At 70.6% G+C, this 24,193-nt stretch carries 21 protein-coding genes; 11 read left to right on the top strand and 10 right to left on the bottom strand.

All coding sequences use genetic code 11. From position 1 onward, the window contains the following. Nucleotides 1-141 precede the first annotated feature (141 nt). From CLT74_RS10020 to yidC, 4 genes are all read left to right on the top strand, one after another. Entirely contained in the window at nt 142-597 is a 456-nt protein-coding gene (locus CLT74_RS10020) for a hypothetical protein (protein ID WP_099846299.1), read from the top strand. A gap of 15 nt (nt 598-612) precedes the next feature. Continuing rightward, nucleotides 613-1,383, top strand: coding sequence for a hypothetical protein (locus tag CLT74_RS10025; protein ID WP_099846300.1), 771 nt, complete (start codon nt 613-615; stop codon nt 1,381-1,383). Nucleotides 1,384-1,471: 88 nt separating this feature from the next. Continuing rightward, the gene (locus CLT74_RS10030; protein WP_099846301.1) at nt 1,472-1,756 is read left to right on the top strand and encodes a DUF6412 domain-containing protein; all 285 of its coding nucleotides are present in this window, start codon (nt 1,472-1,474) and stop codon (nt 1,754-1,756) included. A 97-nt stretch (nt 1,757-1,853) separates the two neighbouring features. Then, a complete protein-coding gene (gene yidC / locus CLT74_RS10035; protein WP_099846302.1) occupies nt 1,854-2,789 on the top strand; it encodes a membrane protein insertase YidC in 936 nt (311 codons plus the stop codon). Nucleotides 2,790-2,895: 106 nt separating this feature from the next. Here yidC and CLT74_RS10040 read toward each other — a convergent pair whose 3' ends face one another. Genes CLT74_RS10040 through CLT74_RS10055 form a run of 4 tightly spaced genes read right to left on the bottom strand, consistent with a single transcriptional unit; the run spans nt 2,896 to nt 8,394 of the window. Then, nucleotides 2,896-5,232, bottom strand: a complete 2,337-nt coding sequence (locus CLT74_RS10040; protein WP_099846303.1) for a beta-xylosidase/alpha-l-arabinosidase — start codon at nt 5,230-5,232, stop codon at nt 2,896-2,898. A gap of 35 nt (nt 5,233-5,267) precedes the next feature. Beyond that, on the bottom strand, nt 5,268-6,134 hold the full coding sequence (locus CLT74_RS10045) for a carbohydrate ABC transporter permease (RefSeq protein WP_099846304.1): 867 nt from the start codon (nt 6,132-6,134) through the stop codon (nt 5,268-5,270). Next, nucleotides 6,131-7,129 (bottom strand): carbohydrate ABC transporter permease, encoded by a 999-nt coding sequence (locus CLT74_RS10050; protein ID WP_099846305.1) that lies wholly within the window; start codon nt 7,127-7,129, stop codon nt 6,131-6,133. The genes CLT74_RS10045 and CLT74_RS10050 overlap by 4 nt, the downstream gene beginning before the upstream one ends. After that, complete coding sequence (locus CLT74_RS10055; RefSeq protein ID WP_486582202.1) at nt 7,126-8,394, bottom strand: ABC transporter substrate-binding protein; 1,269 nt, start codon at nt 8,392-8,394, stop codon at nt 7,126-7,128. The genes CLT74_RS10050 and CLT74_RS10055 overlap by 4 nt, the downstream gene beginning before the upstream one ends. A gap of 202 nt (nt 8,395-8,596) precedes the next feature. On the opposite strand from CLT74_RS10055, the gene CLT74_RS10060 reads away from it, so the two are divergent. Continuing rightward, nucleotides 8,597-9,589: a LacI family DNA-binding transcriptional regulator gene (locus CLT74_RS10060; protein WP_486582204.1), complete on the top strand. Its 993-nt coding sequence runs from the start codon at nt 8,597-8,599 to the stop codon at nt 9,587-9,589. Between the two features lie 135 nt (nt 9,590-9,724). On the opposite strand, the gene CLT74_RS10065 is transcribed toward CLT74_RS10060, so the two are convergent. From CLT74_RS10065 to CLT74_RS10090, 6 genes are read right to left on the bottom strand one after another with little or no spacing between them, the layout of a single operon-like run. Next, a complete protein-coding gene (locus tag CLT74_RS10065; RefSeq protein ID WP_099846308.1) occupies nt 9,725-10,564 on the bottom strand; it encodes a DUF6807 domain-containing protein in 840 nt (279 codons plus the stop codon). Further along, complete coding sequence (locus CLT74_RS10070; RefSeq protein ID WP_099846309.1) at nt 10,561-11,193, bottom strand: hypothetical protein; 633 nt, start codon at nt 11,191-11,193, stop codon at nt 10,561-10,563. Before CLT74_RS10070 ends, CLT74_RS10065 begins: the two co-directional genes overlap by 4 nt. Next, complete coding sequence (locus CLT74_RS10075) at nt 11,177-12,061, bottom strand: carbohydrate ABC transporter permease (protein ID WP_099846310.1); 885 nt, start codon at nt 12,059-12,061, stop codon at nt 11,177-11,179. Before CLT74_RS10075 ends, CLT74_RS10070 begins: the two co-directional genes overlap by 17 nt. Next, nucleotides 12,061-13,044, bottom strand: coding sequence for a carbohydrate ABC transporter permease (locus CLT74_RS10080; protein WP_099846311.1), 984 nt, complete (start codon nt 13,042-13,044; stop codon nt 12,061-12,063). Before CLT74_RS10080 ends, CLT74_RS10075 begins: the two co-directional genes overlap by 1 nt. 30 nt (nt 13,045-13,074) lie before the next feature. After that, nucleotides 13,075-14,424, bottom strand: coding sequence for an ABC transporter substrate-binding protein (locus CLT74_RS10085; RefSeq protein ID WP_486582205.1), 1,350 nt, complete (start codon nt 14,422-14,424; stop codon nt 13,075-13,077). A 9-nt stretch (nt 14,425-14,433) separates the two neighbouring features. Beyond that, nucleotides 14,434-15,564, bottom strand: a complete 1,131-nt coding sequence (locus CLT74_RS10090) for a LacI family DNA-binding transcriptional regulator (protein ID WP_099851681.1) — start codon at nt 15,562-15,564, stop codon at nt 14,434-14,436. 236 nt (nt 15,565-15,800) lie between these two features. Between CLT74_RS10090 and CLT74_RS10095 the strand changes: the two genes are divergently transcribed. From CLT74_RS10095 to CLT74_RS10120, 6 genes are all read left to right on the top strand, one after another. Then, a complete protein-coding gene (locus CLT74_RS10095) occupies nt 15,801-17,129 on the top strand; it encodes a Gfo/Idh/MocA family protein (protein ID WP_099846312.1) in 1,329 nt (442 codons plus the stop codon). A 23-nt stretch (nt 17,130-17,152) separates the two neighbouring features. Then, nucleotides 17,153-18,580, top strand: coding sequence for a glucuronate isomerase (gene uxaC / locus CLT74_RS10100; RefSeq protein ID WP_099846313.1), 1,428 nt, complete (start codon nt 17,153-17,155; stop codon nt 18,578-18,580). Further along, nucleotides 18,577-19,878, top strand: coding sequence for an enolase C-terminal domain-like protein (locus CLT74_RS10105; RefSeq protein WP_099846314.1), 1,302 nt, complete (start codon nt 18,577-18,579; stop codon nt 19,876-19,878). Before uxaC ends, CLT74_RS10105 begins: the two co-directional genes overlap by 4 nt. After that, entirely contained in the window at nt 19,869-21,359 is a 1,491-nt protein-coding gene (locus tag CLT74_RS10110) for a mannitol dehydrogenase family protein (protein WP_099846315.1), read from the top strand. Before CLT74_RS10105 ends, CLT74_RS10110 begins: the two co-directional genes overlap by 10 nt. Then, complete coding sequence (locus CLT74_RS10115; RefSeq protein WP_099846316.1) at nt 21,356-22,525, top strand: Gfo/Idh/MocA family protein; 1,170 nt, start codon at nt 21,356-21,358, stop codon at nt 22,523-22,525. The genes CLT74_RS10110 and CLT74_RS10115 overlap by 4 nt, the downstream gene beginning before the upstream one ends. A 217-nt stretch (nt 22,526-22,742) precedes the next feature. After that, nucleotides 22,743-24,134, top strand: a complete 1,392-nt coding sequence (locus CLT74_RS10120; protein WP_099846317.1) for a pectate lyase family protein — start codon at nt 22,743-22,745, stop codon at nt 24,132-24,134. Nucleotides 24,135-24,193 lie beyond the last annotated feature (59 nt).

Below are 24,193 nucleotides of genomic sequence, written 5' to 3' on the forward strand. Positions count from 1 at the left end.
CGAATCATCAACTCAGCGCGGTGGTGCCTCATGACGGCACGCAGCGAAGCGGAGTGCCGTCATGAGCGAGCGGCAGCGAGCGAATCATCAACTCAGCGCGGTGGTGCCTCATGACGGCACGCAGCGAAGCGAAGTGCCGACATGAGCGGGCAGCAGAAGGCGCTGCTGGCGACGCTGGGCGTACTGCTGGTGGTGCTCTTCGCGGTGGCGGTGGGTGCGGGTCGCGACGACCGGGGCGACCCGGCGGCCCGGCATCCGCTTGTCGAGCTGCTGGGCCGGGCCGGCGGCGGGCGGAGCGCCGTCGATCCGGCGGGCGTGGACGCGGACTGTGCCGAGGCCGTCGGGCAGTTGGCCATCAACGGCCGGTGTGAGCTGCGGATCGCCGACCCGGGCGGGCTGCGCACGCTGATCCTGCGTAGTCCGCAGCCGTTCAGCGTGCGGGCCACGGCTCCGGGTGACGCCGACTTCACCGTCACCGACGAGGTGGATCCCGCCGATGACGGCAGCGGTGCGGTGGCCCGCGTCGCCGTCGACCGGGCCACCACGGTGCTTGTGAGTTGTCCGACCGGGTGCCTCGTCACGATCGCGCGGGACTGAGGCGAGGGGGCTGGGATGGGTGCGCTGCGCAAGCCGTTCCTGGTGCTGGCGATGCTGGCGCTGGTGCTGGCGGTGGGCGTGGAGGTGGGTGCCGGGCTGCTGCTGGGTGGTGGCGACGCCGGAGCGGAACTGGCCGGCAGCGCCGCCGACCTCGGTGTCGAGGTCGGCGACGTACGGGAGGTCAGCGAACCGTCCGGCCGTGGTACGGGCTACCTGGCGCTTGTCGACGCGGCGGCGCTCTGGACGACCGGGCTGTTCTGTCTGGGTCTGGTGCTGCCGGAACGGCTGCACGGCCGGATCCAGGGCGTCGCCACTTTGATCTTCTCCATCATCCTGATCATCGTGGCTCTGGTCGCGCTGGTGCTCGCGTTCATCGAACTGACGATCATGGTGTCGTTGTTCCTGGCCCCGCCGTTCGGCCTGCTGGCGTACCTGGCGCTGTGGGGGTTCTTCCCGGTCGGGGAGGCCACGGTGCTGCTCGGCCTGGTACTGCTGCTCAAGCTCGCCTGGGCCGGGCTGCTGATCCTGGCCCAACCGAAGTTCCTGCAGAACAAGGGCCTGGTCCTGCTGATCCTGACCAGCCTGCTCTGCACTGTGGTGCTGGAGTTCCTGCACCACCTGGTGCCGGTGATCCTGGTGAGCATCCTCGACTCCGTGGGCGCGCTCGTCTTCGCGATCATCGCGATCATCTGGGCCCTGGTCCTGCTGATCGGCGCGGTACCGGCGATCGTCAAGGCGGTGCGGGCCACCGCCGCGCTGCGCGCCGAACCGGACCCGCACGGTTGACCGGGGTCCGGTGGCCGTACCCGGCCGCGTCGCGGCACCGCCCACTTCCCGGACAGCCGCTGTGGCGTACGCCGGATATGGTTGCCCTGTGATCGGGCTGGGCGTGCTCTGGTACCTCGTCGGCGTGCTGGCCGACGCCGGTGCCGCCGGCATGCTCTCCGGCACGGCGGCGGTGACCGGCGTACTGCTCACCGCCGTGCTCGCCGCCGCGATCCTGCTCCCGGCGACCACTGCCGATCCCGACCTGCGGGTCACCCGCCGGATGCTGCGTGAGCGCTCCGGCCGGACCGGCGTGCCCCGCCACCGCGATCCGGACGCTGCCGGTCGGGCCCGCCCCAGAGCGCCCACCGCCGCGACCCTCGCGGTCGCCTGAGCCTCACCTCACCTCACTCATTTCTGCCGCTCGTCGGCGACCGCTGGTGACCGTTCCTGCTCACTTCAGCCGTAGGCCGTATCTCGAGGGGTGTTCCATGTCCATGATCTACCACGCCATTTCCGCGATCCTGCTGTTCTGGCACAGCGCCTGGCAGCGGTTGCTCGGCGACGGGTCCGCGCTGGGCACCACCTGGTCCTGGGTGCTGGGCATCGTCTTCCTCGTGCTCACCGTGCGGATCATCCTGTTCCCGGTCTTCGTCAGGCAGATCCCGTCGCAGCGGGCGATGCAGGCGTTGCAGCCGAGAGTCGCCGAACTCCAGGCCAAGCACCGCGACGACCGGGAGACGCTGCAGAAGGAAATGGTCGAGCTGTACCGGATGGAGAAGGCCAACCCGCTCATGGGTTGCCTGCCGATGCTTGTGCAGATCCCGGTCTTCCTGGGTCTGCTCCACGTGTTGCGGCATCTCAAGCCGACGATGCCGGAGCACCTGAGGACGCTGTACGGCTGGTCGGTCGCCCAGTTCGACAGCGCTTCGTCGGCCACGCTGTTCGGCGCTCCGATCGCGGGTACCTTCGGTTCCACCGGGCCGGAGCTGGCCCAGCTCGGAGCCGACGCCGTCACGGTCCGGATCGTGGCCGCCGTGCTGATCGCGACGATGGTCGTCACGACCTACCTGTCCAGCCGTCAGCTGATCCTGCGGAGTGGCTGGGCCGAGGCACCGCAGCAGCGCATGGTGCAGCGGCTGATGCTCTACGGCATCCCCGCCTCGCTGCTCGTCTCCGGACTGATCTTCCCGATCGGCGTGATCATCTACTGGGTGACCACGAACCTCTTCTCGCTCGGCCAGCAGACCTGGATGCTGCGCAGGTATCCGCCGCCGACGAGCGGCACGACCGGCGCGGGGGCACCCGCCAGCACGCCGAAGACGCTCGCGGACCGTACCGGCGACGAGCCGGGGCAGCCGGCCGCACCGGCACCGAAGGTCGGGGCGAGGCCGACGAACCGCCGTCGTCGGCGGCGGGCCGGCTGAATCGCGCGTTCACCGGACGGACGCACCAGGGCAGTTCCCGGTGATCGGGAACTGCCCTGGGTCGCCCGGGCGGCCACCATCGCGGCGGTGGCCGGCCGTTGCGGAATCAGCTGATCTCGGCGGTCGTCCAGCGGGCCGAGGCGTTGGTGACCGGCGCGACGTCGCCGACGAGCGTGGTCGACGCCTCGACGTCACGGCGGGCGCTGGTGCCGACCCAGAGGTCCACGTCGCCCGGCTCCACCACGCGGGTGAGCGTCCGGTCGGAGAAGGCCAGCCGGGTGGTGGGCACGGTCAGCGTGACGGTGACCGACTGACCCGGTGCCAGGTGGACCCGCTGGTAGCCGAGCAGCTGCGCCACCGGTCGGGTCACCGACGCCACCAGGTCGCGGCCGTAGAGCTGCACCACGTCGTCGCCGGCCACCTCGCCGGTGTTGGTGACGCGCACGCGCACCGTCAGCGCCCCGTCGGTCGGCACCGTGGCCGGTACGGTCAGGTCCGAGTACGCGAACGTCGTGTAGGACAGGCCGTGGCCGAACGGCGCCGCGGGCGTCGCCAGCAGGTTCGTCACCTCGTTGCCGTCGCCGAGCGTGGGGTGCAGGTACGAGTACGGCTGCGCCCCCGCCGAGCGGGGCAGGCTGACCGGCAGCCGGCCCGACGGGTTGACCCGCCCGGAGAGCACACCGGCGATCGCACCGGCGCCCTCCTCGCCGGGGAAGAACGTCTGCACGACAGCCGCGCAGCGGCTCAGCGCCCAGTCGATCGCGTACGGCCGGCCGGTGAGCAGCACCAGCACGACGGGCCGGCCGGTCGCCAGCACCGCCTCGACCAGGTCCCGCTGCACACCGGGCAGTTCCAGGTCGTCCCGGTCGCAGCCCTCGCCGACCGTGCCGCGCCCGAACAGGCCGGCGTGGTCACCGACGACGAGTACCGCGACATCCGCGGCGGCGGCCGTCGCCATCGCCTCGTCGAACCCGGACCGGTCGTCGTCGTCCACCGCGCAACCGGCGGCCGTGCTGATCAGTTCGGTGCCGAACTCGGCGCGCAGCGCGTCGAGCACGGTCGGCACCTCGATGCCGGTCTCCGCGTCGGGATGCTGCACGAGGACGTGGTTGAGGAAGGAGTAGCACCCGAAGAGCGCACCCTGCCGGTCGGCGTTCGGCCCGATGACCGCGATCCGTCTGCCCGCCGGCAGCGGCAACGCGTCCTGGTTGGTGACCAGGACTATCGACTTCTCGGCGAGGCGGCGGGCGATCGCCCGGTGCTCGGGCGAGTCGAGGTCGACCGACGCGGCCGGCTCGTCGGTGAAGGTGGCGTCGAGCAGCCCCAGTTCCAGCTTCTGCCGCAGCACCCGCAGCACCGCCTGGTCGATCACCGACTCGTCGAGCCGGCCGGCACGCACCGAGTCCGCAAGGGTCAGGTACGCGTCGCCGGTCGGCAGCTCGATGTCGACTCCGGCGGTCAGCGCCTGCACGGCCGCGTCCGCGTGGTCGGCGGCGACCTGGTGCAGCAGGTTCAGGAACGCGACACCGAAGTAGTCGGCCACCACCGTGCCGTCGAAGCCCCACCGGTCCCGCAACAGCCCGGTCAGCATCGTTGGATCGGCGGCCACGGGCACGCCGTCGATCTCGGCGTAGGAGTGCATAACGGAGCGGGCGTCGCCGTCGAGCAGCGCCATCTCGAACGGCACGAGCAGCACGTCGGCCAGTTCGCGCGGACCCGCGTGCACGGGGGCGAAGTTGCGCCCGGCGCGGGAGGCGGAGTATCCGACGAAGTGCTTGAGCGTGGCGAGCACGCCCTGCGACTGCAGGCCGCGCACGTACGAGGTGCCGAGGGTGCCGACCAGGTACGGGTCTTCGGCGATGCACTCGTCGACCCGTCCCCACCGGGGGTCACGGATCACGTCGAGCACCGGGGAGAGCCCCTGGTGGATGCCGAGCGCCCGCATCGACGCCCCGATCGCCGCCGCCATCTCGGTGACCAGGTCGGGGTCGAAGGCAGCTCCCCATGCCAGCGGCGTGGGGAAGGTCGCCGCCTTCCAGGCGGAGAGCCCGGTCAGGCACTCCTCGTGCACGATCGCCGGGATGCCGAGCCGGGTGCCGGTCACCAGGTCGGACTGGAACTTCCACAGCCATGACGCCCGCGATGCGGCTTCGACGGGGCGGGTGCCGTAGGCGCGGGTGAGGTGGCCGAGCCCGTGCCGGGAGAAGTCCTCGAGTCTGCCGATGTCGCCGAACTCGCCCTGCAACGGCGCGACGGCCTCGCCCTCGGCCTTCTCCCAGAAGCCGACGAGTTGCGCGACCTTCTCCTCGATCGTCATCCGACCGAGCAGTTCACGAACGCGCGTCTCGCCATCGGACCCGTACCGGCTGGGCCGGTCGTGGCCCGAGCCTGTCTGGGCCGGCACGGATGCCGGCCCGCCCACGACCTCGCGGACCTCAGTCATGCTGTGTTACCCCTTTGTGTTCGTGCCGCTGCCGCTCAGCCCTTGACCGCGCCCTGGAGGCCACCGACGATCTGCTTCTCGGCGAACGTGAAGAAAATAAGTGCTGGCAGCATCGCCAGCGAGGTGAAGGCGAGGATTCCCGCCGTGTCGGAGGTGTACTGGCTGGAGAAGTTCTGCACGCCCAGCGGCAGGGTGTGCAGGCTCGCGTCGCCGAGCACCAGCAGCGGCAGCAGGAACGCGTTCCAACTGGTGACGAAGGCGAGAATACCGACGGTGACCAGCGCGGGTCGCGACAGGGGCAACAGAATGCGCCAGAGGAAGCCGAGCCGACCGGTGCCGTCGATGGCGGCCGCGTCCTCCAACTCGCGGGGGATGGCGGTGAGGAACGGTCGCAGGATCACGATCGTCAACGGCAACGCGAAGGCGACCTGCGGCAGGATCACCGCGTAGTACGAGTTGATCAGGTTGAGGTCACGCAGCATCAGGTAGAGCGGCAGGATCGCCGCGCCGGCCGGGAACAGCAGACCGAGGGTGAAGAAGGTGTAGAGCACCTCGCGGCCCCGGAAGGTGTAGCGGGCCAGCACGAACGCGGCGCAGACCCCCAGCACCACGACGCCGATCGTGGTGCCCAGGGACACCACGGCGCTGTTGAACACCTGCCGCCAGAAGTCGCTCTGGGTCAGCACCCGGGCGTAGTTGTCCCAGACCCACGGGTCGGGCAGTCCGGCCGGGTCCGCGACGATCTGCGGCGTGGTACGGAAGCCGCCGAGGATCACGTAGACCACCGGAGTGATCGACACGGCTGCGACCGCGAGCGCCAGCGCGTAGGTGAGCGGGTTTCCCCACGACACCGGGCGGCGCTTGGCGGTTGGCGAAAGGACGGCGTTCGCGGCCACGATCAGTTTGCCCTTCTGGTGATGGCGCCCTCGATGTCACGACGCAGGAGGAAGCGCTGGAACAGCACCGCCGCGACGAACGAGATGGCGAACAGGATGACCGCCACCGCGTTGCCGTAGCCCCACAGGCGGGCGAAGAACCCGTTGTCCACCATGTACGTCGCCATGGTCGCCGACGCACCCAGCGACCGCACCGCGGGTACGGAGGTCACCCAGATCACGTCGAAGACCTGCAACGAGCCGATCATGGACAGGAACATCCAGATCCGGATCGTGGGCCCCAGCAGCGGCAGCGTCACGTGCCGCTGGATCTGCCACCAGCTCGCGCCGTCGATGGCGGCGGCCTCGTTCAGCTCCTGCGGCACGTTCGACAGCCCGGCGAGCAGGAGGATGATGGCGAAACCCACGTACTTCCAGGTGAGCACGGCCAGCAGCGTCCAGATGACCACGTCGAGGTCGGCCAGCCACGCCTGCACCAGGCCGCCAAGCCCCAGCGACTCCAGCATCGCGTTGATCGTGCCGGCGTCGGACAGCAGCAGCTTCCACATGATGCCGACGGTGACCTCGGCGAGCACGTACGGCACGAAGGCCAGCAGCCGGAACACCGTCCGACCGCGGAAGTTGCGGTTGAGCAGCAGGGCCACGCCCAGAGCGATGGGTCCCTGGATCAGCAGCGACCCGAACACGATAATCGCGTTGTTGCGCAGCGCGTCGAGGAAGATCGGATCCTGGAACGCCAGGACGTAGTTGTCGAAGCCGACATAGTCGGTGGGCGGTCCGACGCCACGCCAGCGGAACAGGCTGTAGTAGAAGGCGAAGCCCATCGGGACCAGCACGAACATCACGTAGACGATCACGGCTGGCGTCGTGAGCCCGATGATCTCGTACCACTTGCGTCGGGTCTCGGCGGCCCGAGCTGACGAGCGCCGGGCGGGCCGAGGGCCCGCCGGCGGCGCGGTTGCGCCGCCGGCGAGGTCCAGGGTCGGGTTGGTCGACGTCACTTGCGCGCGGCCGCCTTCATGGCCTCGACAACCTGCTCCGGGCTGCCGTTGCCGGCGAAGATGGCGACGATGGCGTCGTTCATCGCGTTACCGACGGTGCTGCCGAAGGCCGTGTCCAGCCAGAGCTGCACGTAGGTGGCGCTGGTGGTGGCCTCCAGGATGGACTTGAGGGCGGGGTCCTTGACGCCGTCCTCGGCGCCCTTGGCGACCGGCAGGCCGGTGCCGGTCTCGGCGTAGCCCTTCTGCACCTCGGGGCTCACGAGGTACTTGAGGAACTCGACGCACTCGGCCGGGGCGTTCTTGGCGCAGGCGAACCCGTCGCCGCCGCCGAGGGCCGCCTTCGGGTCACCGGCGGAACCGGCGATGGCCGGAACCGGGAACCAGCCGATGAACTTGTTCAGCGCCTCCTGGTCCTCGGTGACCGTGTCCAGGGTGCCCTTGTTCCAGTCACCCATCAGCTCCATCGCGGCCTTGCCGTTGGCCAGCAGACCGTTGGCGCTGGTCGGGTCGTTCTGACCCGGCGTGGCGATGAAGTTGGGCTGGAACGGCTTGGTGTCGATGAAGGCCTTCAGGTCCTGACCGGCCTTGACGAAGCACTGGTCGTCGAAGACGTTCTCCAGGGACGCCTTGCGCAGGGTGTCGACCGAGCAGGCGCGCAGGGCGAAGTTGTACCACCAGTGCGCGGCCGGCCACTTGTCACCGGCGCCGACGGCGATCGGGATGACGTTGATCGCCTTGAGCTTGGTGACCGCGTCGTTCAGCTCGTCGAAGGTGGTCGGCGGAGCGGCGATGCCGGCCTGCTGGAACAGGTCCTTGTTGTACCAGATGCCCTCGATGCCCATCCGGTACGGCAGGCCGTACTGCTTGCCGTCCACCTGCCAGATCTCGACGGCGCTGCCGATGTTGGCAACCTCGTCCTTGACCTGCTCGGTGATGTCCTTGAGGTAGTCGGCCTCCACCTGCTCGCGGATCTCGCCGCCGCCCCACGCCTGGAAGATGTCCGGCGGGTCGTTGCTCAGCAGCGCGGCGGGCAGCCGGGTGCGCTGGAGCTGGTTGGTCTCGATGCCCTCGATCTCGATAGTGACCGTGGGGTGCAGCGCGTTGAAGTCCTTGGCGACCTTTTCCCAGTAGGTCTTGCCGGGACCGTCCTGGGAGGCGTTGTGCCACCAGGTCAGCGTCACCGGGTTCTTGTACAGCTCGCTCTCGGCGGGTGCTTCGTCCTCACCGCCGCCGCCACAGCCGGCGACGAGTAGTGCGGTTGTCATGGACAGCGCTAGAAAGGTGGTTGCACGGCGCTTTATAGCCATCGATGTCTCCTCGACCAGTCAGTCGGGTGCTCGGCCTGAGCGAGTTTTTCAGTCGGGTAACCCAGTGTCAATCGGTGTCGATAACGTTTTCGACTCGTCTCCGTAACCGGCCCGACGGCCCTCTATCATCATCGACGTGGCGTTTCCCCAGCGTGTCAAGATGTCGGACGTAGCCCGCACCGCCGGCGTCTCCGTGGCGACCGTATCAAAGGTGGTGAATGGCCGTTACGGAGTGGCACAGGCGACCGTGGAGCGGGTTCAGCAGGTCATCCGTCAACTCGGCTATGAGGCGAGCCTGGGGGCGCAGAGCCTGCGCAGTCATCGCACGAACGTCCTGGGCATCCTGGTCGCCGAGTTCGAGCCGTTCTCGACCGAGCTGCTCAAGGGCGCCAGCGTGGAGGTCGCCGGCACCGGCTACCAACTGCTGGCCTACTCCGGCGGCGACGGTGCCGGGACGGCCATCGGTTGGGAACGCCGCTCGCTGGCCCGGTTGTCGGGCACGCTCATCGACGGCGCCGTGATCGTCACGCCGACCGTGGTGGAGACCAAGCAGGGCTTCCACGTCGTGGCCGTCGACCCGCACACCGGCCCGTCGGGGCTGCCCACAGTCGATTCCGACAACTTCGCCGGTGCCGTCCTGGCGACCAACTACCTGCTCTCCCTCGGCCACCGCCGCATCGGGCACATCAGCGGCCGCCCCGACCTCGAATCGTCCCGCCTGCGCGAGGCGGGCTTCCGGCAGGCCATGGCCGACGCGGGCGTGACCGTGGACGAACGACTGGTCCGGGTCGGCGGGTTCCGGATCGAGAGCGCCGCCGAAACCGCCGCTGAGCTGCTCTCGTTGCCCGACCGCCCGACCGCCGTCTTCGCCGGAAACGACCTCTCCGCGATCTCCACGATCGATGTCGCCCGGAGCATGGGCCTGTCCGTTCCCGACGACCTGTCCGTGATCGGCTTCGACAACATCCCGGAATCGGCGCTGGTCAACCCACCGCTGACGACGATAATGCAGCCGTTGCAGCGGATGGGCGCGGAGGCGTTGCGCCTGCTCGTCGACCTGATCGCCGGCGTCGAGCGGGACACCCACATCCGGCTGCCCACCGAGCTTGTCGTCCGCTCCTCCTGCCGCCCCCACGACCCCACCGGCAGCTAGCCGCCCGCCGCCCCTGCGCCCGGCGCTCGGCCGGGGGCTTGGGTCTCGCCAGTTGCGGCATCTCGCGGTATCCCTGACGCCGGAAACCCGACATGCCGCATCTCGCGAGCCGGCGCGCAAGGGCCGAGCCCGGCGTCAGGGGCCGGCGAGGGTGGCGGCGGTGTCCCGGTCGAGCGTGCCGTCGGCGACGGCCACCCGGTAGTGACCGCGCCGGCTGGTGCCAGCCGGGATGGTCAGGGTCTGCTCGAAGGCGAAGGCCACACAGACCCCCGGGTACATGGCGGTCCGGACGAACCACCTGTCGCCGTCACCGAGACCGCTGAAGACCAGGGTGTACGCGCCACCCGCAGGCGTCCGCGCCCGCATCGCCACCCACGGATCCGCGCACCCGTTGACCTGCTCCTCGCCGGTCAGCTCGGCGGTGAAGACCTCGGGCGGTTCGGCCGCCACGGCACGCCAGAAGAACCCGCCGTAGCCCGCTCCCCCGGGGCGACCGTTCGTGGCCGGGCTGCCCAGCGTGATGTCGCGGTCGGCGGGCGCGGTGAGGGTGCTGGTCAGGTCGAGCCGCCAGGCGCTCTGGTGACCGGGTAGCGCCGAGGCGGCGAGCACCCGCCGTTCGGTGAGCAGCACCCGACCTGTCGGGTCGCACCAGTGCAGCCGGTGGTCGAGCCGGTCGGTCGCCAGGTGTTCCCATCCGACGTGCACGATCCGGCCGTGGTCGGCGCGCCACGTGTAGCCGGTGCCGCGTACGTACGTCCGCCCGCCCCACAGGTTGGTGCCGGCCACGTCCTGCACCGCCAGCGACGCCCCGAGGTGCCACACATGATCAGCGGGCAGCACGTCGGTGACCTGGGTGCCGGCCAGGGTACGCACCGGATGCAGGTACGGCCGGGGCCCGTGCCGGACGTCGAGGTCGGGCGCGAGCACGTAGCTGGCGACCGGGGTGCCGTCGACGACCAGTTGCGGGTCGGTCACGACAACTCCACGCGGGCGACCGACCGGCGGCGGGCGACGGCGTGCACGGCGGCCAGCGCGTACCCGGCGAGGATCGGCACCGCCACCGGGGTGACCAGCACAGCCAGCAGGACCACGAGCACTGTGGTGCCGGCGAGGGCGGCCCAGTTCGCAGGGTGGTCGAGGCAGGCGCGGGCGGCCCGGGTGACCGCCGACCGCCACCCGGTGCCGCCGGCACGCCCCACCTCGACCACGATCGCGGCGGCGTAGCCGAGCAGGGCCGCCGCGACGACGATGGTGAGCACCAGCGCCACCGTACCGCCCGGGACGCGCCCGGTGGCCAACGCGGCCAGGTCCGCGACGAGCAGTCCGGCGGCGGCCAACCCGATCAGGACCGCCGGCACCCCCGGCAGCAGCGCCCTTCCGAAGCGCGACAGCGTCCGGCGCACCGGCGGCCAACTGCCGGTGGTGAGCCAGTCGTCCACGGCCGCGCTGGCGGTGCCGACCGCGGCACCGGCGGTCAGCACCGGTACCGCGGCGAGCGCGGCCAGGATGCCCAGCAACGCGAGGTCGGCGGCGTCGCTGACGGTGTCCCGCCAGTCCCGCCCCGACCCGCGCCGCTCGGCGCGAGCGTCAGCCCTTGAGTCCACTTGTGTTGATCCCCTCGACGAGCATCCGCTGGAAGGCCACGAAGAACAGGAAGACCGGCAGCAGGGACAGCACCGCCATGGCGAACATCGGTCCGACGGCGCTCTGGCTTGTCGAGTCGATGAACAGGGTCAGCGCCACCGGGACCGTGTAGTCGCTCAGGTTGGACAGGAAGACCAGTTGCCGGAAGAAGTCGTTCCAGGTCCAGATGAACGAGAAGATCGCGGTGGTGACCAGCGCGGGCCGGCTCAGCGGCAGGATCACGTGCCGGAAGATGCCGAACGCGTTCGCGCCGTCGATCCGGGCCGCCTCGTCCAGTTCGCGGGGGATGCCGCGCATGAACTGCACCATCAGGAAGACGAAGAACGCCTCCGTGGCCAGGAACTGCGGGATCAGCAGCGGCAGGTAAGGCCATTCCCCACCGACCAGGCCGAGGGTACGGAAGAGGATGTACTGCGGCACGATCAGCACGTGGCCCGGCAGCAGCAGGGTGCCGATCATGACGGCGAACCACACCCCGCGCAGCCGGAACTTCAGCCGGGCGAAGGCGTAGGCGGCCAGCAGGCAGCTCACCGCGTTGCCGACCACGGTCAGCAGGCTGACCATGGCGCTGTTGAGGAAGAAGCGGGCGAAGCTGACGTCGAAGTTCGTCCACCCGTCGAGGTAGTTGCCCGGGGTGAAGTTCCGGGGCAGCAGACCGATGTTGTTGACGATCTCCTCCTGCGACTTCACGGAGGTGCCGATCATCCAGAACAGCGGGTAGAGCACGACCGCGACGATGGCCAGCAGCACGACCAGCCGGAGCCAGGAACGGCTGCGGGGGCGTCGCGGGCGGGGCGCCACGGGCGGGGCGACGGTACCGGCCACCATCAGCTGTCCTCCCCGTCGGAGTAGTGCACCCAGAACCGGCCGGTGCTGAAGAAGACCACCGTGATGAGGGCGATGGCGAGCAGGAACACCCAGGCCATCGCGGAGGCGTAGCCCATCTCCAGGTCGGTGAAGCCGGTGATGTAGAGGTTGAGCGTGTACATCAGGGTCGAGTCGACAGGCCCGCCGGTGCCGTTACTGAGCACGAACGCGGCGGTGAAGCCCTGGAAGCCGTTGATGGTCTCCAGCACCAGGTTGAAGAAGATCACCGGAGAGAGCATCGGCAGGGTCACGTTGACGAACTGTCGGAACCGGCCGGCCCCGTCCACCGAGGCGGCCTCGTACAGCTCGGTCGGCACCTGCTTGAGCCCGGCCAGGAAGATCACCATCGGTGCGCCGAACTGCCAGATGGCGAGCACCATCAACGTCTCCAACGCCCAGTCCGGATCGTTGACCCAGGGTTTGCCCTCGATACCGAAGAGGGCGAGGAAGGAGTTGAACGCACCGTCCCGGTTGAACATGTTGACCCAGACGATGGCCAGCGCCACGCTGCCGCCGAGCAGCGACGGCAGGTAGAACAGGCCGCGGAACAGCCCGACTCCGCGCCAGGCCCGGTTGAGCAGCAGGGCGACCCCGAGCGCCGCGGCCAGCTTCAGCGGTACGGCGATCAGGGCGAAGCTGAGGGTGACCCGTACCGAGTGCCACCACGAGGGGTCGCTTGTGAACATCCGCTCGTAGTTGGCCAACCCGACCCACTCCACCTCGGACAACGGGGTGAGGATGTCGTAGTTGGTGAAGCTGAGGTAGAGCGACAACAGCATGGGTATCGCCGTGATGCCCATCAGACCGATGAGCCAGGGCGACAGGAAAACGTATCCGGCCAGACCTTCCCCGTGCCGGATCCGTCCGGTCCCGCGCCGCTTGGCGTCGGGCCGGACGGATCCGGTGCCGCGTCGGGTCGGGTCGGGCGCCGTGGTCAACGCCACGAACTGCTCCTCTCCGGGTGGTGCGGCGGGTCAGGAGGCGATTGCCGCCTTGCAGGCCTCGACGAACTGGGCGGCGGCCTCGGCTGGGGTGGCCCGGCCGTACTGGGCGTTCTCGGCGGCCTTGGTCAGCTCGGCGCGAACCTTGCTGTGCCCCTTGATCGGCACCTGGGGCGACTCGCCGAACGACTCGGCCAGCTCGGTCTCCACCGCGATGGACTGCTTCATCGCCTCGTCGGTGGTGTCGTCGCTGACCACCCGGCGCAGGTCCAGGTTGGACGGCAGTCCCCGGTCGGTGCCGAGCAGCTTGACCGCGTCGGGGTCGTTCGCCAGGAAGTTGATCACGTCCACCGCGATGTCGGCGTTCTTGCTGCCCCGGAAGACCGACCAGTACATCGAGGCGCGGGCCCACTGGCCACTGGGGTCACCCGGGTAGGCGATGACGCCCAGCTCGTCGGCGGTGTTCTTCTTCAGCTCCGGCATCTGGTTGACCCAGACCCAGGAGGTGGCCGACTTACCGGTCACCACGAGCTGCTTGGTGATGTCTGTGGCGTTGCCCTCGTGGATGACGTCCGGGGTCGGGGTGGCGCCCCGGTCCCGGGCGCCCTTCCACAGCTCGAACCACGTGGTCACGTCCTCGGCGGTGAAGCCGAGGTCGGTGCCGGAGTAGAGGTCCTTGCCCTGCTGACGCAGCCAGACCCAGAACGCCTTGTAGTCGGCGCTGGGGTCCTGGGTGCCGGGCACGCCGGTCTTCTTGCTGACCTGCTCGGCCCAGGCGATGTGCTCCTCCCAGCTCATCCCGGTGGTCGGCTCGGGCAGGTCGTTCTTCTCCAGCAACGTCTTGTTGTAGACCAGGCCCTGGGTGTTCTCCCCGGAGGCCACGCCGGCGAGCTTGCCGTCGACCACGCCGTACTGGAGCAGGCTGGGCGGGAACTTCGTGGTGTCGAGCTTGCCCGAGTCCTGGTACGGCTTGAGGTCGAGGGTGGTGTTGCGGGCCGCGTACTCGGCGAGGAAGTTGTCGTCGATCTGGAAGATGTCCGGCGGGTTGCCACCGGCGGTGAGCGTGGCCAGCTTGTCGAAGTAACCCTGGTTGGCCTGCCAGGTCTTCTCGAAGGTGACGTCGGGGTTCTTCTGCGTGTAGAGGTCGAGTGCCTGCTCGGTGAGCTGGGCGCGGGCGTCGCCGCCCCACCAGAAGATGGAGATCTTGGTCTTGCCGTCGGAGCCGGCGTCATCGCCGCAGGCCGCGGCCATGCCGACGAGCGGCAGGGCCACCACGGCGGCGAGCAGGCCGCGCAGCAACCGGCGGCGTAGCTGGGGGTACGGTAGGTGCGCCCGTCGGGCGCGCTGGCGGTGGGGTGCGTTGCGGGGTGCATGTGCGCTCACTCCTTGGCGTTAGGAGGCGACGACGTCACCGGCGGCCACGATCGGGTTGCCCGGGTCCGCACGGCGATGCGGGCCCGGGCCAGCGGCAGCGGCTCCGGGACGTTCCCGACCGGCGTAGGGGCCCGGCCCGGTGGAGTCGCGGATGACCAACTCGGTCTGGAGCATTACCTGTGCGGTGGTGCGACGGACGCCGACTGCCACCGTGGCACCGCCGCCCCGCGCGGTACGCGGGAGGTCGGTGTCCTGTTGCAGCAGCATGTCGACGGCCGTCCGGCCGGCGGCCGCGGTTGGCGTGGCCACCGTCGTCAGCTTGGGACGGGTGAGCCGGCTCAGGGAGATGTCGTCGACGCCGACGACACTTATCTCCTGCGGTACCCGGACCCCGAGTGCGTCGAGCCCCTCCAGGAGGCCGATCGCCATCAGGTCGTTGTAGGCGAGCACGGCTGTCACGCCGGCCCGGCGGACCTGCTCCGCCTGGGCGAGACCGCCGGCCTCGGTGGGCGGGTTGGGACCGATGACCGTCAGGTCCGCACCGGCGGCGCGGGCGGCGGCGCTGGCCGCCCGCCGGAGTTCCCGGCTGGTCCACGAACCGCGCGGCCCGGCGAGCAGCGCCATCTCCCGGTGGCCCAGCCCGGCGAGGTGCTCGATGGCCGAGCGGGCGCCCTGCCCGACGTCCATCAGCACACACGGCAGCCCGGCCAGCTGTCGGTTCACCACCACAAGTGGCACCTCCCGGCTGAGCTGCTCGATCAGGCTGTTGCTCATCCGGGGGCTGCACAGCAGCACCCCGTCGACCTGCTTGGCCAACGCGTGGACCAGTTCCTCCTCGGCGGCGGCGTCCTCATTGGTGTCGGCCACGAAGACGTGGTAGTCGCGGTGTCGGGCCTGGCTCTCCGCCGCTTTGATCAGTGGCGGGAAAAAGGGGTTGGCGATGTCGGCGATGATCAGCCCGATGTTGTGGGTACGGCCGGTGATGAGGGCACGGGCGGCGCGGTTGGGCCGGTAGCCCAGATCCTCGGCGCACGCGAGCACCCGTACCCGGGTCTCCGGATTGACCAGGTGGGGTGCCGAGAAGGTGCGGGAGACGGTGGAGATGTGCACGCCGGAGGCCCGTGCGACGTCCCTGATGGTGACTGGCATCCAGGCCCCCTTCGTCGATGTGTCGGCGGTCACGGTGTCGCCAATTAATGCAAACGGTTGCTCCAGTGTCAACGGTGGATGGTTACAGCTGTGTTTCGGCAGGCCGCACGCCATGCGCATTTAAGCCCATCAAACGGGGCAAAGGCCGCCGATTTTCTGGCGCTCGTTGACTCGGGCGGATCGACCGTGGTTACTTCAATGCAAAGGTTTGCAGAGAGATCGAGGAGGATCGGTAGGTGTCACCGCAACCTGGCAGACGGGCACGGCACGCCGTGGTCGGCACCGGCGCACGCGCCGAGATGTTCGTCCGGGCGCTGGTGCGCGACCACGCCGACACCGCCGAGCTTGTCGCGTTCGCCGACGTCAACCAGGCTCGGATGGACGCCCACAACCGGTGGCTCGGCGAGCTGGGCCACCGGCCGGTGCCGACGTACCACGCGGACGACTTCGTCGCGATGCTGGCCAAGGAACACGTCGACGTGGTGCTGGTGACCTCCGTGGACGTCACCCACGACGAGTACGTGGTGGCCGCGCTGGAGGCCGGCTGCGACGTGGTCACCGAGAAGCCGATGACCACCGACGCCCCGCGCTGCCAGCGCATCCTCGACGCGGTACGGCGGACCGGACGGCGGGTGACGGTGGCTTTCAACTACCGCTACAACCCGCTGCACGAGCAGGTCCGCCGCCTGCTGGCCGACGGCGCGGTCGGTGAGATCGGCTCGGTGCACTTCGAGTGGCTGCTCGACGTGCGCCACGGCGCCGACTACTTCCGCCGCTGGCACCGCGACAAGGCCAGCTCCGGCGGCCTGATGGTGCACAAGGCCAGCCACCACTTCGACCTGGTCAACTGGTGGCTGGACGCCACACCCGTGCAGGTGTACGCCGCCGGCCGACTGTTCTTCTACGGCGACGCCGGCCGCCGCCACGGCTACGCCCGGGACTACGACCGGGCGCACGCCTCGCCGGCCGCCGACGACGACCCGTTCGCGTTGCGCCTGGCCGAGCACCCCCGGCTGCGCGAGCTGTACCTCGACGCCGAGGCCGAGGACGGCTACCACCGCGACCGCAACGTCTTCGCCCCCGGGGTCAGCATCGAGGACGACATGGCGGTGCTGGCCACCTACTCCACCGGGGCCACCATGACCTACCACCTCACCGCGTACGCGCCCTGGGAGGGTTACCGGGTGATGGTCAACGGCAGCCGGGGCCGCCTCGAACTGGAGGTCACCGAGAGCGAGTTCGTCAGCCCGGCCGCCGCCGGCGCGCTCAAGGGCGCCGCGCTGCACGGCGACCAGGCCGCCGACGAGGGGGGCGCGGCCACGCTGACCCTGCGTCCCTTCTGGTCACCGCCGCGACGCATCGAGGTCGACGGGTACACCCGGCACGGGCACGGCGGGGCGGACACCCGGATGACCCAGGTGCTGTTCGGTGGCGTACCCGATCCGCTGCACCGCGCGGCCAGCGCCCGCGACGGGGCGCTGGCCCTGCTCACCGGCCTGGCCGCCAACCGGTCCTTCGACACCGGCGCCCCGGTGCGGGTGGCCGACCTGCTCACCCTCGACTGACTCGACCACAGGAGCCGCTTCCCGTGCCCACCTCGACCAGACCCGACCTGCTCCTCCCCGCCGAGCCGGGCCAACGCGTGCTGGCCCGGGAGCTGTACGCGCTGGTGGCGCAGTTGCCCATCATCTCCCCGCACGGGCACGTGGACCCGGCGCTGCTGGCCGAGGACCAGCCGTTCCCCGACCCGTCGCAGCTGCTCATCGTGCCCGACCACTACGTGACCCGGATGCTGCTCAGCCAGGGTGTCTCCCCCGGCGAGCTGGGCGTGCCCAGCCACGACGGCAGCCCGGTGGAGACCGACGGGCGTCGGATCTGGCGTCGATTCGCCGATCACTGGCACCTGTTCCGCGGCACCCCGTCCCGACTGTGGCTGGAGCAGACCTTCACCGAGGTGTTCGGCGTCGACATCCGGCTCACCCCGGGCACCGCCGACGAGGTGTACGACGCCCTCGCGGCCCGGCTCGCCGAGCCCGGCTTCCGGCCCCGGGCGCTGTTCGAACGGTTCAACATCGAGGTGCTCGCCACCACCGAGTCACCTCTGGACGACCTGGGCCGGCACGCCAAGCTCGCCGCCGACGGCTGGGGCGGCCCGGGCGGCCGGGTGGTCACCACCTTCCGCCCGGACAACGTGGTCGACCTGGACTTCGAGGGCTGGTCGACGAACGTCGACCAGCTCGGTGAGATCACCGGCGAGGACACCGGGACGTACGCCGGTTATCTGGCCGCCCTGCGCGCCCGCCGGGCCGCCTTCATCGCCGCCGGTGCCACCTCCTCCGACCACGGCCACCCCACCGCCCGCACCCTCGACCTCGGTGCCGACGCGGCGACGCTGTTCGACCGGGCGCGACGGGGTGCGGCGGAGCCGGACGACGCGGAGGCGTTCCGGGCACACATGCTGCTGGAGTTCGCCCGGATGTCGCTCGACGACGGTCTGGTCATGCAGTTGCACCCGGGCGCGGTACGCAACCACAACCGGTGGCTGCACGCCCGGCACGGCCGCGACGTCGGTGGCGACATCCCGCAGGTCACCGAGTACGTGCACGCCCTCGCCCCGCTGCTGGACGCCTACGGCAACGACCCTCGGCTGCGGGTGGTGCTGTACACCCTCGACGAGGACACCTTCACCCGGGAGCTGGCGCCGCTGGCCGGTGGATACGCCGCCCTGCTGCTCGGTGCGCCCTGGTGGTTCCTGGACTCCCCCGAGGTGCTGCGTCGCTTCCGCGAGTCGGTGACCGAGACCGCCGGCTTCTACAACACCGCCGGGTTCGTCGACGACACCCGGGCGTTCTGCTCCATCCCGGTCCGCCACGACGTGGCGCGGCGCATCGACGCCGGCTTCCTGGCCCGGCTGGTCGCCGAGCACCGGCTGCCCATGGACGAGGCCGCCGAGACCATCGTCGACCTGGCGTACCGGCTGCCGAAGCGGGTCTTCAAGTTCGGAGAGGAATCATGACCAGCATCACCGAGGTCACCGTGCACGACGTACGGTTTCCCACCGCCGCCAGCGGCGACGGCTCCGACGCGATAAACCGGGGCGACTACTCGGCCACCTACGTGGAACTGAGCACCGACGACGGACCGACCGGCGCCGGCTTCACCTTCACCAACGGCCGCGGCAACGAGATCACCTGCGCGGCGGTACGCGCCCTGCGACACCACGTGGTGGGCCGTACGGTCGAGGAGATCGCCGCCGAGCCGGTGGCCTTCTGGCGCTCGCTCGTCGCCGACGTGCAGCTGCGCTGGCTCGGCCCGGAGAAGGGCGTCATCCACATGGCCACCGGCGCGCTCGTCAACGCGGTGTGGGACCTGCGGGCGAAGCTGGCCGGCAAGCCCATGTGGCGCTACCTGGCCGAGCTGCCCACCGACGAGCTGGTGGCCAACGTCGACTTCAAGCACATCACCGACGCGCTCACCGCCGACGAGGCCGCCGCGATCCTGGACAAGGGACGCGACGGGCTCGCCGACCGGCTCGGCCGGCTGGAACGGGACGGTTTCCCGTCGTACACCACCTCGGTGGGCTGGCTCGGCTACCCGGACGACAAGGTCCGGGCGCTGACCCGGGCCGCGTACGCGCAGGGGTGGCGGGCGATGAAGATGAAGGTCGGCGGCCCGCCCGACGACGACCTGCGGCGGGCCCGGATCATCCGCGCGGAGATCGGCCCGGACGCCCTGCTGATGATGGACGCGAACCAGGTCTGGGACGTCGACGAGGCGATCACCAACATGACGGCGCTGGCCGAGGTGGACCCGTACTGGATCGAGGAGCCGACGCACGCCGACGACATCCTCGGCCACGCCCGGATCGCCCGCGCGATGGGTGAGCTGACCGGCGGCCGGTGCCGGGTCGCCACCGGCGAGGTGGCCGCCAACAAGGTCATCTTCAAGCAGTTGCTACAGGCCGAGGCGATCGGCGTGATGCAGATCGACGCGTGCCGGGTGGGCGGGGTCAACGAGGTGCTCGCCGAGATCCTGATGGCGGCGAAGTTCGGGGTGCCGATCTGCCCGCACGCCGGTGGGGTCGGTCTCTGCGAGTACGTGCAGCACCTGGCGGTCTTCGACTATCTGCGGGTGGGCACGAGCCTGGAGGGGCGGATGGTGGAGTACGTCGACCACCTGCACGAACACTTCGTCGACCCGGTACGCACCCGCGACGGGCGCTACCTGTTGCCGACCGCACCGGGCTACAGCGCCACCATGCACCCCGAGTCGATCGCCACCTTCCGCTTCCCGGACGGTCCGGCGTGGCGGTGACCGTGGGCGCGTCCCGCCTCGGGTTGGGGGTGGTGCGCCGGCTGCCCGCCGAGGCCCGTCCGCTGGTCCGGCCGGGCACCGTGCCGGCCGGCGTGGTCCACCTCGGCCTCGGCGCCTTCCACCGGGCCCACCAGGCGGTCTACACCGAACAGGCGATCGGCCTGGCCGGCGGCGACTGGGGCATCGTCGGCGTGGCACCCCGCAACGCGGCGCTCGTGGCGACCCTCGCCGCCCAGGACAATCTCTTCAGCGTCAGCACGCTCTCCGCCGCCGACCGGCGCACCCGGGTGGTCGGCGCGCTGGCCGGGGTGCGGCTGGCCGCCGCCGACCCGCAGGCGGTGGTGGCCCTGCTGGCCGACCCGGCGATCCGGGTGGTCACGCTCACCGTGACCGAGAAGGCGTACCAGCTCGACCCGGCCGCGGGCACGCTGCGCCCCGACGCCGACCTGGTCGCCGACCTGACCACCGACCGGCCACCGGCCACCGTGCCGGGGCTGCTGGTGCGCGGTCTGCTGGCCCGCGCCGCCGCCGACGCCGGGCCGATCGCCCTGGTCAGTTGCGACAACCTGCCCGCCAACGGCCGCCGGCTGCGCGGCCTGGTGACCCAGTCCCTGGCGTACGCGGGCGCCCCGCGACAGGCTGTCGACTGGGTCGCCGCACAGGTGGGCTTCCCGGGCACCATGGTGGACCGCATCGTCCCGGCCAGCACCCCGGAGACCCTCGCCGCGGCCCAGCGGGCGCTCGGGGTGGAGGATCTCGCGGCGGTGGCGGCCGAGCCGTACACCCAGTGGGTGATCGAGGACGACTTCCCTGGCGGTCGACCCGCGTGGGACCGCGCCGGGGCGGTGCTCTGCGCGGACGCGGGACCGTGGGAACGGCTGAAGCTGCGCGCCCTCAACGGGGTGCACTCGGCGACCGCGTACCTCGGCGCGCTGGCCGGTTGCGAGACGATCGCGGACGCTCTCGCGCTGCCGCACCTGGACACCGTGCTGCGCCGGCTGATCGCCGAGGACGTGGCCGCCAGCTTCGCCCCACCCGACGGGGTGGACGTGGTCGGCTACGGCGAGCAGGTGCTCGACCGTTTCGGCAACCCGGCGATCCGGCACCGCACCCTGCAGGTGGCGATGGACGGGTCGCAGAAGCTGCCGCAGCGCATCCTGCACACGATCGCCGACCTGCGGGCGGCCGGACGATCGGCCCGCTGGGCGACACTCGTCGTCGCCGCCTGGATCCGGTTCGCCCAGGGCAGCGCCGACGACGGCCGGACCCTGCCGCTTGACGACCCGCTGGCGGAACGGATCCGTGCGGCGCTGGCCGCCGCGCCGCAGACCCCGGCCGGGGCGGTGGACGCCGTGCTCGGCCTCGACGCTGTCGTCCCACCGGAGGTGGCCGCCGACGAGCAGGTCCGCGCCGACGTGCTGGCCTGGCTCACCGACCTGCACCAGCACGGGGTACGCGCCACCCTGGCCGGTGCGGTGTGACGAGTCCCCGGGTGGCGCTGGTGGGCGCGAACGGGCACGGGCGCTGGCACCGCCGGGTGATCGGGCCGCTGCACGACGCCGGCCGGGTACGGCTGGTCGCCCTGGTCGACACCCGGCCGATCGAGCCCGAGCCGGCGGCACCGGTCCCGGCCGGCGTGCCGGTGTTCGCCGATCACCGGGAGATGCTCGCCGACGTCGCGCCGGACGTGGTGGTCATCTGCACCCCGCCACACACCCATCTGCGGATCGCCCGGGACGCGGTGGCCGTCGGCGCGGACGTGCTGCTGGAGAAGCCACCTGTACTGTCCACCGCCGAGCACGAGGAACTGGCCGGGGCGCTGGCCACCACCGGCCGGGTCGTGCAGGTCGGGTTCCAGGCGCTCGGTTCGGCGGCGCTGACCGCGCTGACGGACGCGGTGTCGGCCGGCCGGGTCGGTGCGGTGAGCGGCATCGCCACGGTGGCCGCCTGGCAACGCCCGGACGCCTACTACGCCCGCTCGCCCTGGGCCGGGCGTCGTACCCTCGACGGGCGGCCGGTGCTCGACGGTGCGCTGGCCAATCCGCTCGCCCACGCGGTGATGCAGTGCCTGGCGGTCGCCGAGGCGGTCGGCGGCGGCCCGGTGGAGCCGGTGAGCATCGAGGTGGAGCGCTACCGGGTACGGCCCATCGAGGTGGACGACACCGCAGCGCTGCGGGTACGGCCCCGGCACGGGCCACCGATCGTGGCCGCGGTGACCCTCGCCGGTGAGGACTTCATCGCCGGCGAGGTGATCGTCACCGGCGATGCCGGCCGGGCGGTGCTGGAGTACCCGACCGACCGGCTGCGGCTGCCCGGTGCGGCCACCGCCGGTGAGGTGCCCGGCCGGTGCGGGCTGTTGGAGAACCTGCTGGCCCATCGGGCCGATCCCCGGGTGCCGCTTATCGCGCCGCTGGCCCGGACCGCACCGTTCACCGCCGTACTGACCGCTCTACAGGCGGCACCGGAGCCGACGCTGCTCGACGGCGAACTGGTGGAGTCCATCGGTGCCGGTCCACAGCGGGTGCTGCGGGTGCGGGGCGTCAACGAGGTGCTACGTCGGGTGGCCACCGAGGGCCGGCTACCGTCGGAACTCGGCGTGCCCTGGGCGTCAGCCCCTTGGCGAACCGATCCAATCGGGCAAGAATAGGAGGCGTCGCCGCAACAAACTGCAAATTCCCGGTCCACACTGGATCGGAGACAACGCGATGAGCAGCGGTTACCCGACCAGAGCAGGTCGGGATGATGCCACTCGACGCCATTAACTGCAACAAATCTGCACATCAATAATATTGACCTCAATAAAAACGCAACCGTAACCTTCGTCATTAATACGAAACAACGACGAAGGAAACGGAAACGAGCCGATGCGCAGACTTGCCGCCGCCGCGGCATCGATCATTGTCGCCCTGACCGCCGCCCCCACCGCCGCCGTGGCACGACCGTCGAGCGACCCGGGCCCGTCCTCGGGCAGTCACCGTGAGCGGGACGCCAGGGCACCACTCTCACCACTGGCCCGCCAGCTCGGCCGGCAGGCCCTCCCGGTCGGCGACGGTTGGGCCGCCGCCGGGTCCGGTACCACCGGAGGCGCCACCGCCTCGGCCGATCAGATCCACGTGGTGCGCAGCCGGGCGGAACTTGTCGCCGCGCTCGGCGGCGACAACGCCACGAACGCGACGAACGCCACCCCCAAGATCGTGTACGTCAGCGGCAGCGTCGACGGTTTCGAGGCCGCCGACGGCCGGCTGCTCGACTGCACCGACCTGGCCGACCCCGAGTACTCGCTGGAGGCGTACCTGGCCGCGTACGACCCGGCGGTGTGGGGTCGGGTGACGCCGAGCGGACCGCTGGAGCAGGCGCGGGCGCGGTCGGTGACCAACCAGACCCGGCAGACCCAGATCAACGTCGGCCCGAACACCACGATCATCGGGCTACGGGGGGCCCGACTGACAGGTCTCACCCTGATGATCGACAGGGCGTCGAACGTGATCGTCCGCAACATCACCTTCGACGACGCCCGAGACTGCTTCCCCGCCTGGTCCCCCACTGACGGCGAGGCCGGCAACTGGAACTCCCAGTACGACCAGGTCTCGGTGCGCCGCAGCGAGAACGTGTGGATCGACCACAACACGTTCACCGACGGCGACAACCCGGACAGCGCCCAACCGATCCACTTCGGGCGGCCGTACCAGGTGCACGACGGTGCGCTGGACATCACCCACACCGCCAGCCTGGTCACCGCTTCCTGGAACCGGTTCGTGGGACGGGACAAGCTGATGCTCATCGGCTCGTCCAACACCGTCGGCCCGGACGTCGGCCGGCTGAACGTCACGCTGCACCACAACCTCTTCGACAGCGTGCTCCAGCGGCTGCCCCGGGTCCGCTTCGGTCAGGTCGACGTCTACAACAACGCCTACCGGCTCGGCGGCGACGGCTTCGAGTACGCCATCGGCGTCGGCGTCCAGTCCGCGGTCCACGCCGAGAACAACCACTTCAGTCTCGGCACCGGCGTCAGTGCCGCCGACCTGCTCTACGACTGGGGCGGCACCGCGATCACCACCCGGGGCAACTGGGTCGACCCCGCCACCGGCCCGTCCCGGCCGGTGGACCTGGTGGCCGCGTACAACGCCGTACACGAACCCGACCTGGACCCCGACGCCGGCTGGACGCCGACGCTGCGGCACGGCCCGGTGCTGCCGGCTCCGCTGGTGCCGCTGGTGGTCGGCCCACTCGCCGGCGCCGACCGCCTACCGCTGTGACCCACACCTGTTGAGCGAGCCCCTCCCCCACCGCACCTCCGGAAGGGGCCCTCCGCACT

The organism is Verrucosispora sp. CNZ293 (assembly GCF_002754655.1).

Bases quoted from the DNA above. Each gene is read 5' to 3' on its own strand.
- CLT74_RS10020 (WP_099846299.1), top strand. From the start codon at position 142: ATGAGCGGGCAGCAGAAGGCGCTGCTGGCGACGCTGGGCGTACTGCTG.
- CLT74_RS10025 (WP_099846300.1), top strand. From the start codon at position 613: ATGGGTGCGCTGCGCAAGCCGTTCCTGGTGCTGGCGATGCTGGCGCTG.
- yidC (WP_099846302.1), top strand. From the start codon at position 1,854: ATGTCCATGATCTACCACGCCATTTCCGCGATCCTGCTGTTCTGGCAC.
- CLT74_RS10040 (WP_099846303.1), bottom strand. From the start codon at position 5,232: ATGACTGAGGTCCGCGAGGTCGTGGGCGGGCCGGCATCCGTGCCGGCC.
- CLT74_RS10055 (WP_486582202.1), bottom strand. From the start codon at position 8,394: ATGACAACCGCACTACTCGTCGCCGGCTGTGGCGGCGGCGGTGAGGAC.
- CLT74_RS10060 (WP_486582204.1), top strand. From the start codon at position 8,597: ATGTCGGACGTAGCCCGCACCGCCGGCGTCTCCGTGGCGACCGTATCA.
- CLT74_RS10075 (WP_099846310.1), bottom strand. From the start codon at position 12,061: ATGGTGGCCGGTACCGTCGCCCCGCCCGTGGCGCCCCGCCCGCGACGC.
- CLT74_RS10090 (WP_099851681.1), bottom strand. From the start codon at position 15,564: ATGCCAGTCACCATCAGGGACGTCGCACGGGCCTCCGGCGTGCACATC.
- CLT74_RS10105 (WP_099846314.1), top strand. From the start codon at position 18,577: ATGACCAGCATCACCGAGGTCACCGTGCACGACGTACGGTTTCCCACC.
- CLT74_RS10120 (WP_099846317.1), top strand. From the start codon at position 22,743: ATGCGCAGACTTGCCGCCGCCGCGGCATCGATCATTGTCGCCCTGACC.